Here is an 8,715-nt window from a genome sequence, read left to right as displayed (position 1 = left end):
TTTCAAAGGAACCTCGCCCCGGACCGAAACCGGCCGGGAACGGGGTATCAACATATCTGGCGTTGATTTTTGGCACGCTGTTGAGTTCTCAAGGAACGGACGCTTCCTTCGTACTCACCCTTCCGGGCTTTCCTCCGGGCGCTTCCCTTCGGTCTTGCGTCTCCGACTCTATCAGACCGTTTTCCGATCCGATTTCCTCGGTGCTTTCCAGGTTCCCGCTTTTGTTTCGCGGTTTCCTTTCCGGCGGTTCCGACTTTATCAGAAGATTCGAGCCGGTCTGACCGGCTGCTCATTTCCGATTCATCGGGAGGTGGCTTCTTCGAAATCGATTCGACGTTCCGAGAAGCAGACAGACACTCACTGCTGCCGACCGGGTTGGATCCAGTTCCAGGCAACTGTTCGAATCTACCTCCCCGTATGGTCCGTGTCAACGGCTCCTGTGGGGCGAAGGAGAGACTAACAGCTTGACGGGCGTGTCCGCACATCAGGCGGCCGTGGGGACCGTGGCGCTGCGCTCAGCCGCCTCGACGTCGCCCGTCTCTCCGCTGCGCGCTGCCCGGCCGCCCAGGACGAACACGTACAGGAGGAAGGCGAGCTCGGCGAGGATTCCGATGCCGATGCGGGCCCAGGTGGGGAGGCCGGAGGGGGTGACGAAGCCTTCGATGGCTCCGGACACGAAGAGGACCAGGGCGAGACCGATCGCCATGCCGATGGCGGCACGGCCTTCCTCCGCCAGGGCCGTACGGCGGGTTCGCGGGCCGGGGTCGATGACGGTCCAGCCGAGACGGAGCCCGGTGCCGGCGGCCACGAAGACCGCGGTCAGTTCGAGCATGCCATGCGGGAGGACCAGGCCGAGGAAGGTGTCGAGGCGGCCGGCTGAGGACATCAGGCCGAAGCCGACGCCGAGATTGAGCATGTTCTGGAAGAGGATCCAGAGGACCGGCAGGCCGAGGAAGATCCCCAGGATGAGGCACTGGGCGGCGGCCCAGGCGTTGTTCGTCCAGACCTGGGCGGCGAAGGAGGCCGCCGGGTGGCTCGAGTAGTAGGTCTCGTACTGGCCACCCGGGCGGGTGAGTTCACGCAGCTCGGTGGGGGCGGCGATGGACGCCTGGACGTCGGGGTGGGTGCCTATCCACCAGCCCAGGATGATCGCGATGACGGTGGAGATGAGGGCCGTGGGTACCCACCAGCGTCGTGATCGGTAGACGGCCGAGGGGAAACCGTGCGCGAGGAAGCGGGTGACGTCCCTCCATGAGGCGCGCCGGGTGCCCGTCACGGCGCTACGCGCGCGTGCCACGAGTTGGCTGAGTCGTCCGGTCAGCTGGGGATCGGGGGCACTGGACTGGATGAGGGACAGATGGGTGGCCGTGCGCTGGTAGAGCGCGACGAGTTCGTCGGCCTCGGCTCCGGTGAGGCGCCGGCGTCCGAGGAGGGCGTCGAGGCGGTCCCATTCGGCTCGGTGCGCGGTGACGAAGACGTCGAGGTCCATCGGTCTGCCTGCTCCTCGGCTGCTCGTCGGCGGCTCGTCCTGGATGTCAGCTTGTCGTACTGCGGCGCGATGCGCCCTCAGCTTGGCAGACTGGCCGTTGCGAGGGCAGGCCAGGGGAAGGGCGACGGGCGTGAGTGAGCTGGTGACGGGCGAGGCGGTGGCGCTGGAGTTGCGCCCCGCGAGGCTGCCCAGCAGGGCGCTGGCGGTTTTGCTCGATCTGGTCGTGGCCGTGGCCGTCTATGTGGCCCTGACCATCGCGCTCGTCGCCGCCACCGCCTCGCTGGACGACGCGGCTCAGGTCGCCGTGTCGCTCGGGGTGTTCGTCCTGGTCCTGGTCGGCGCTCCGATCGCGGTGGAGACGCTGAGCCATGGGCGTTCCCTCGGGAAGCTGGCGTGCGGACTGAGGGTGGTGCGGGACGACGGCGGCCCGATCCGGTTCCGGCATGCGCTGGTCCGGGGCGGGATCGGTGTGATCGAGATCCTGATGACGTTCGGCGTCATCGCCTGCATCGCCTCGCTCGTGTCGGCTCGCGGGCGGCGGCTCGGGGATGTGTTCGCCGGGACGCTCGTCGTTCGGGAGCGGGTGCCTGTCGCGCGGACCGGTTTTCTGCCTCCGCCGCCGCCCTGGCTGGCCGGGCGGTTCTCGGCGCTCGATCTGTCCGCGGTGCCCGACGGGCTGTGGCTCACCGTCCGTCAGTATCTGGCCCGCATGCAGCAGCTGGATCCGCAGGTCGGCTGGGCCATGGCGGAGCGGCTCGCCTCCGATCTGGCCTCTCACACCGGTACGCCGGTTCCGCAGGGTGTTCCGCCGGCGGCCTATCTGGCGGCGGTGCTGCAGGAGCGGCAGGCCCGGGAAGTTCGGCGGGCCTTCGCGAGCGGGGCAGGGGCCGGGGCCGGCTCGAATCCGTACGCGGCTCCTTCCGGCGCCGCGTACCGAACGCCGTCCTCGCAGCCTGCGGACCCGGCCGCCACCGGACAGGCCGGTCTCGGAGGCCGACCCGCGGCGCCACAGTCCGCACCTGCGCCATCCGGGGCGCCGACCGGTCAGCAGCACGCTTCACCAGCCGCCCCGCCGAAGGCCGCCCCGCCACAGGCCGCGCCGCCCACGGACCGCCCGGCCGCCGAAAGAACGGGGTTCGTGCCTCCTGCCTGACCCTGCGTCCGTTGCGGCCTGGCGCCGCGTCCTCACGGCGGTTCGTCCTACGGACGCGGCGCCCTGCTGTGCGCCCGTCGCCCCCTCACTCGAACGTCGACGGCGGCGACTCGAGGTCCTCCAGCTCGATCCCGGGCGCCGCGAGGACCACGTCGCCGGCGATGTGCACGACGTGCTGTTCTCCCGTGTCCAAGGCTGTGACCTGGTATTCGTCCACGGTCAGAGGGCCGTTGTCAGTGGCGTGTGCTTCTCTGTTCACCAAGGTCCAGGACTGGTCCACGGTGCGCGGGGCGAGGACGGGATCGGTGAGGGCTACGAGGCGTACGCGGGTTGCCGTGGCGGAAGGGGTGAGGCGCAGGAGACGGGTGGTGGCGATGAGGAATGCGGGGGATGTGCCGGTGAAGGCGTGGGCGCGCACGTTGCCTTCGGTGGCATGGGTCCCGGTCGGGTCCGTACGGACCCAGGTGACGCCGTCCAGGGCGGCGCCGCGTACCTGCCAGTCCGCGGCGTGGAGTTCGAGGCGGATGGGGCGGCCCAGGTCGTCGAGGGTGAGGTCCACGGAGCCGTGGTGGTCGCCCGACGGCGTGGTCAGCCGGGAGACGTAGCGCCAGCCGGAGGGGCCTGGGGCGCACTGGAAGTGTTCTTCGGCGAGGGGGGTGTGAACGTGCGGATCGTGGAGCGAATAACGGCCGCGGGGCATGGGGGTCCTGGGGCGTGAGGGCTGGTCCGGCCGACGGGGGCCTGCCTCGGAGGTGGAGCTGCTGGTGAGGGTGTCAGCGCACCGACGCGCTCACCAGCATGCCGTGCCACACCGCTCGGTGGCGGTGCGGGCCGTCAGTAGCGGTAGTGGTCGGGCTTGTAGGGGCCCTCGACGTCGACGCCGATGTAGGCGGCCTGCTCCGGGCGGAGCGTGGTCAGCTTCACGCCGAGGGCGTCCAGGTGGAGGCGGGCGACCTTCTCGTCGAGGTGCTTGGGCAGCGTGTACACGCCGGTCGGGTAGGCGTCGGGCTTGGTGAACAGCTCGATCTGGGCCAGGGTCTGGTCCGCGAAGGAGTTGGACATCACGAACGAGGGGTGGCCGGTGGCGTTGCCCAGGTTCAGCAGACGGCCCTCGGACAGCACGATGATGACCTTGCCGTCGGGGAAGGTCCAGGTGTGCACCTGCGGCTTGACCTCGTCCTTGACGATGCCGGGCACCTTCGCCAGGCCGGCCATGTCGATCTCGTTGTCGAAGTGGCCGATGTTCCCCACGATGGCCTGGTGCTTCATCCTGGCCATGTCCGAGGCCATGATGATGTCCTTGTTGCCGGTGGTGGTGATGAAGATGTCGGCCTGGTCGACGACCTCGTCCAGGGTGGTGACCTGGTAGCCGTCCATCGCCGCCTGCAGCGCGCAGATCGGGTCGATCTCGGTGACGATGACCCGGGCGCCCTGCCCACGCAGCGACTCCGCGCAGCCCTTGCCCACGTCGCCGTAGCCGCACACCACCGCGGTCTTGCCGCCGATCAGCACGTCGGTGGCCCGGTTGATGCCGTCGATCAGCGAGTGCCGGCAGCCGTACTTGTTGTCGAACTTCGACTTCGTCACCGCGTCGTTGACGTTGATCGCCGGGAACAGCAGGACGCCGTCACGCTGCATCTCGTACAGACGGTGCACACCCGTCGTGGTCTCCTCCGTCACCCCGCGGATCTCGGAGGCCAGCTGGGTCCACTTTTGCGAGCCGTCGGTGATGGTGCGGTGCAGGAGTTCGAGGATGACGCGGTGCTCGTCGGACTCGGCGGTGTCGACGGAGGGGACCTTGCCGTCCTTCTCGTACTCGACGCCCTTGTGGACGAGGAGGGTGGCGTCACCGCCGTCGTCGAGGATCATGTTCGGGCCGCCGGTGGGGCTGTCCGGCCAGGTCAGCGCCTGCTCGGTGCACCACCAGTACTCCTCCAGCGTCTCGCCCTTCCAGGCGAAGACGGGGATGCCCTGGGGGTTGTCCGGCGTGCCGTTCGGGCCGACGGCGATGGCGGCGGCCGCGTGGTCCTGGGTGGAGAAGATGTTGCAGGAGGCCCAGCGGACCTGCGCGCCCAGGGCGGCGAGGGTCTCGATGAGGACGGCGGTCTGCACCGTCATGTGCAGGGAGCCGGTGATGCGGGCGCCGGCCAGGGGCTGCGCCTCGGCGTACTCCTTGCGGATGGACATCAGGCCGGGCATCTCGTGCTCGGCGAGGGTGATCTCCTTGCGGCCGAACTCGGCCAGGGAGAGGTCGGCGACCTTGAAGTCCTGTCGGTTTTCGACAGTCGTCATTGCGAGCTGCTCCTCGGGGTTGGGGCGAGGTTGGGTACGGCTGGTCTGCGCGGCGGCGGACACAGGGGTGCCCGAAAGAGGACACAGGCATGCCCGCGTACGCGCAGCGCAGTCCGTCGGAGGCCCTCTCTCCCTCGGTCGGTCCGCGGTGGGACCGCCCGACCGCCATCAGCAGCGACGTCTGGCTCGGTTCCAAGCTACACCGGTCGCCCCGGCGGTCCCCAGTCCACCATCGAACACATCAGGCCGATCACGCTGTGTTGCGGGTGACGGACGGCCGTTCAGTGACCGGCGGGGTGGGGGGCCGGGCCGCCCGGTGTCGCTTCGCGGTCCGGGCCCTTGGCGGCCTCGGCCTCGCTGTAGATGTCCGGTTCCAGGTAGATCACGCGTGCGATGGGGACCGCGGCGCGGATGCGGGCCTCGGCGGCGTTGATGGCGGAGGCGACCTCGGCGGCCGTGTCGTCGTGCTGGACGGCGATCTTGGCGGCGATCAGCAGTTCCTCCGGGCCGAGGTGGAGGGTGCGCATGTGGATGATGCCGGTGACGGTGTCGCCGTCGACGATGGCTGCCTCGATCTTCTTGACCTCCTCCAGGCCCGCGGCCTCGCCGAGCAGGAGGGACTTGGTCTCGGCGGCGAGGACGAGCGCGATGGAGACGAGCAGCAGACCGATGCAGACCGTGCCGATGCCGTCCCAGACGCCGTCGCCGGTGAGCAGGGCCAGGCCGACGCCGCCGAGGGCGAGCACCAGACCGATGAGCGCGCCGAAGTCCTCCAGGAGGACGACGGGCAGCTCGGGTGCCTTGGCGCGGCGGATGAACTGCGACCAGGAGAGCTTGCCCCGCAGTTCGTTCGACTCCTTGATCGCCGTCTTGAAGGAGAAGCCCTCGGCGAGCAGCGCGAAGACGAGAACGCCCACCGGCCAGTACCAGTGCTCCACCTCGTGCGGGTGGCGGATCTTCTCGTAGCCCTCGTAGATGGCGAACATGCCGCCGACCGAGAAGAGCACGATCGAGACGAGGAAGGCGTAGATGTACCGCTCGCGGCCGTAGCCGAAGGGGTGTTGCGGGGTCGCCTCGCGCTCGGCCTTCTTGCCGCCGATCAGCAGCAGGAACTGGTTGCCGGAGTCGGCGAGTGAGTGGACACCCTCGGCGAGCATCGAGGAGGAGCCGCTGAAGGCGAACGCGACGAACTTCGATGCCGCGATCGCGAGGTTGGCGCCGAGTGCCGCCACGATCGCCCTGGTGCCGCCTGACGCACTCATGTGTCCGCGTTGTCCCTTCGCCCTCGTCCGTCCGGCCGGTGTCGGCCTTTGCCCGTCCTTTGCCGATGGGTCATTCTTGCAGTCCCGCCCGGCACTGACGTCTCAGGTATCCACAACCCCGGTCATACGATCACAGTGGCGCGGAAAATCGTCCCCGCGCCCGACACCTCGGCCTGCTCGCCCGCCGGGACGAACACCGACTGGCCGGGGGCCAGTTCGTGCTCTCCGGCCCGTACCGAGCCGGCCGTGCACAGCAGGATCTGCGGCGTGGCGCGGGTGAGGTCGTGGGTGGCACCGCCCTCGGGCAGGACGTACCGCGACAGCCGGAACTCGTCGATGGGGGTCTCGTAGACCTCCTCGCCGTCCGGGGAGGCCTCGGGCCGCAGCACGCCCGGGTCGCTCGCCTCGAAGCGGACGATCCGCAGGAGCTCGGGGACGTCGACGTGCTTGGGGGTCAGTCCGCAGCGCAGCACGTTGTCGGAGTTGGCCATGATCTCGACGCCGAGGCCGTTGAGGTAGGCGTGCGGGATGCCGGCGCCCAGGAAGAGGGCCTCGCCGGGCTGCAGACGGACGTGGTTGAGCAGCATCGCCGCGATGACGCCGGGGTCGCCCGGGTAGTGGTGGGCGATCTCGGCGTACGGGGCGTGTTCGCCGCCCAGGCGGGCGCAGGCGGCCGCGGCCTCGGTGACCGTGTGGCGCATCTCCTCCGGGTCGGCGCTGAGGATCGCTGTGAGGACCTCGCGCAGGGCGGCGTCCTCGGGGTGGGCGTGCAGCAGGTCGACGTACGGCTTGAGGGAGTCGACACCGAGGCTGTCCAGCAGGTCGGCCGCCCGGAGCGGGTCACGGAAGCCGCACAGGCCGTCGAACTCGGTGAGCGCGCAGATCAGTTCGGGCTTGTGGTTGGCGTCCTTGTAGTTGCGATACGGGGCGTCGACGGGGATCTGGCGGCGCTCCTCGTCCTCGTAGCCCTCCTTGGCCTGCGCGAGGTCGGGATGCACCTGGAGGGAGAGGGGGGCGCCGGCGGCGAGGATCTTGAGCAGGAACGGCAGGCGGGGGCCGAACTTGGCGACGGCTGCCGGGCCCAGTTCCTTCTCCGGGGCCGCGTCGATCACCTCCACCAGGGTGCCGCGTGCGGTGCGCGAGGGGGCACCGGGGTGGGCGCCCATCCACATCTCCGCCTGGGGTTCACCGCTCGGTTCGACGCCGAGGAGGGCGGGGATGGCGGTGGTGGAACCCCAGGCGTAGGGGCGGATGGTGTTGTCCAGGCGGTCCATGCGGTTCTCTCTGCCGGTCGATCGGTACGCGCGTGCGTGCACGGCTGCTTCAGGGCGCGGGCGTCAAGATCAGGCCCTCAAGCGTCAAGATCAGGCCCCCGAGGCGAGCGCCAGGTAAACGGCGGCGAAATCGGTGATGGCGATCAGTTCGGCGAGCGTCTCCAGTTCGCCGCCCTCCTCCGGCTCCAGCTCGCTGATCGGCGTGTCGTGGCTGAGGGCCAGGTCACGGGCGGCCGGGGCGGCGGTGAGGCCGCCGATGGGCCGGTCGCGCAGGAGCACCACGCGCGCGTGCAGCGCGGGCGGCTCCTCCACACGGTCGCGGAAGAAGTCGTCCGGGTCGGCGCTGGCGGCGAGCGGGCCGGCCAGGAGGGCGCTGTGCGCCGCGAGCGCCTCGGGGAGTTCGGCGACGACGGCGGGTGTGCCGGAGAGCTCCGCGAGCGCGGCGGCGAACCGGCGCCCGGCCGGGCCCGCCGAGGTGCCCTCGGTCCACACGACCGGCAGTGCGTCGGCGAGTTCGGCGGCGAGGGTTTTCGCGGGGTTGCTGTAAGTCGCGATGGCGGGGCCGCAGCGCTCGGCGACCTGGTCGAGACGGTCGGCGACCTTCTCGATCGCGTCCGCCGGGGCGCTGAGCAGACCGGTGCGGTCCAGGAGCGCGAGCAGGGGCGTCAGCAGCGCCCACAGGACGCCGGGGGCCGAGGCCGCGAGGGGCTCGTCCTGGTCGTACGGGGCCGTCGCCATCGGTACGAAGAAGCCGTGGGCGCCCTCCACCGCCTCCGTGAGGGGCGTGCGGGCGGGGGCGACGGCGACGACCGTGCAGCCCCGGCGGTAGGCCGCGTCGGCGAGGAGGGACAGGCCCGGTTCGGTGCCGTCCGGGGTGGCGATCAGCAGCAGGTCGACCGAGCCGGCCCAGCCGGGGAGCTCCCAGCGCAGGGCGCCGGCCGCGGGGGCGACGCCGGTCGGGGCGAGGCGGATGACGGGGCTGCCGGGGCCGGCGAGGGTGCCGAGGAGGTCGGCGGCGTGGGTGGCGGCGGCACCGGGGCCCGCGATGAGGACGGCGCGGGGGCGGCCGTCGGGCTTGAGGTCGTTGACGCCGGCCTCGGCGGCGTGCCGGGCGGCGGTACGGACGCGGGCGCCGGCCTCGGCGGCGCCGCGCAGCAGGCCGCGGCGGTCGGCCTCCGACAGGGCCTCGGGGGTGTCGAGCAGCGATTCGTCGAGCATGGGGCGGCGGCCTCCGATCGCCGGCGA

8 protein-coding genes are annotated in these 8,715 nt (G+C 70.6%); 2 read left to right on the top strand and 6 right to left on the bottom strand.

The genetic code is table 11. The features are described 5' to 3' along the window. Nucleotides 1–281, top strand: a 281-nt coding sequence (locus GRC12_RS38285) for a hypothetical protein (RefSeq protein ID WP_208784907.1), incomplete at its 5' end; no start/stop codon positions are given. 203 nt (nucleotides 282–484) lie between these two features. Here GRC12_RS38285 and GRC12_RS38280 read toward each other — a convergent pair. Further along, nucleotides 485–1,489: a stage II sporulation protein M gene (locus GRC12_RS38280; protein ID WP_208784904.1), complete on the bottom strand. Its 1,005-nt coding sequence runs from the start codon at nucleotides 1,487–1,489 to the stop codon at nucleotides 485–487. A 130-nt stretch (nucleotides 1,490–1,619) separates the two neighbouring features. On the opposite strand from GRC12_RS38280, the gene GRC12_RS38275 reads away from it, so the two are divergent. Continuing rightward, nucleotides 1,620–2,642 carry an RDD family protein gene (locus GRC12_RS38275; protein WP_208784902.1) on the top strand — a complete coding sequence of 341 codons (1,023 nt, stop codon included), beginning with the start codon at nucleotides 1,620–1,622 and terminating at the stop codon, nucleotides 2,640–2,642. Nucleotides 2,643–2,727: 85 nt separating this feature from the next. Here GRC12_RS38275 and GRC12_RS38270 read toward each other — a convergent pair whose 3' ends face one another. The 5 genes from GRC12_RS38270 to GRC12_RS38250 all read right to left on the bottom strand — a co-directional run bounded on the left by GRC12_RS38270 (nucleotide 2,728) and on the right by GRC12_RS38250 (nucleotide 8,688). Then, nucleotides 2,728–3,342 (bottom strand): hypothetical protein, encoded by a 615-nt coding sequence (locus GRC12_RS38270; protein ID WP_208784899.1) that lies wholly within the window; start codon nucleotides 3,340–3,342, stop codon nucleotides 2,728–2,730. Between the two features lie 134 nt (nucleotides 3,343–3,476). Next, nucleotides 3,477–4,934, bottom strand: a complete 1,458-nt coding sequence (ahcY, locus tag GRC12_RS38265; RefSeq protein WP_208784897.1) for an adenosylhomocysteinase — start codon at nucleotides 4,932–4,934, stop codon at nucleotides 3,477–3,479. Nucleotides 4,935–5,215: 281 nt separating this feature from the next. Further along, a complete protein-coding gene (locus GRC12_RS38260; RefSeq protein ID WP_208784895.1) occupies nucleotides 5,216–6,196 on the bottom strand; it encodes a cation diffusion facilitator family transporter in 981 nt (326 codons plus the stop codon). A gap of 122 nt (nucleotides 6,197–6,318) precedes the next feature. After that, the gene (gene manA / locus GRC12_RS38255) at nucleotides 6,319–7,470 is read right to left on the bottom strand and encodes a mannose-6-phosphate isomerase, class I (RefSeq protein WP_208784894.1); all 1,152 of its coding nucleotides are present in this window, start codon (nucleotides 7,468–7,470) and stop codon (nucleotides 6,319–6,321) included. A 90-nt stretch (nucleotides 7,471–7,560) separates the two neighbouring features. After that, on the bottom strand, nucleotides 7,561–8,688 hold the full coding sequence (locus GRC12_RS38250; protein WP_133046005.1) for an SIS domain-containing protein: 1,128 nt from the start codon (nucleotides 8,686–8,688) through the stop codon (nucleotides 7,561–7,563). Nucleotides 8,689–8,715: the final 27 nt, after the last annotated feature.

The organism is Streptomyces griseorubiginosus (assembly GCF_017614965.1).
In the GTDB taxonomy this organism is placed as follows: Bacteria; Actinomycetota; Actinomycetes; order Streptomycetales; family Streptomycetaceae; genus Streptomyces; species Streptomyces griseorubiginosus_B.
This window is presented reverse-complemented; position numbering and strand designations above follow the sequence as displayed.